Annotated in this window: 1 protein-coding gene; it reads left to right on the forward strand. The window is 42.6% G+C overall.

The window, feature by feature from the left end; genetic code table 11:
- Positions 1-270 (forward strand): hypothetical protein (locus D0T87_RS24395; RefSeq protein WP_203558793.1); only part of this gene is annotated, 270 nt, incomplete at its 5' end.
- Between the last annotated feature and the right edge of the window lie 40 nt (positions 271-310).

Genomic DNA, 310 nt, shown 5'->3' on the forward strand with positions numbered 1-310 from the left:
TTAATGAGTAAGCAAAAGCATGCCGTTGATCTGAGAACGATAACCCCTGCGCGTGATGGGTCGGCCAACTCGATCACCACTTCCGAAGCCGACATATTATTCAGGATAAGACGGGCAAGGATTTGGGGGCTACTTTCCTTTCGGGTACAACCATTTCCAACAGGTCGCGGCTGCTTTCTATTGCTTTATATACATCAAATCCGGAAACTGAACGCGCTGATCCTGTTGCACCATCAAAATGTTTTGCAAAGCGACTTCTTACATGATTAATGTCCATAGTTATCCTTTCTTAATTAATATTGATATTTAA

The organism is Bacteroides sp. 51, from assembly GCF_010500965.1.
GTDB lineage: Bacteria > Bacteroidota > Bacteroidia > Bacteroidales > Bacteroidaceae > Bacteroides.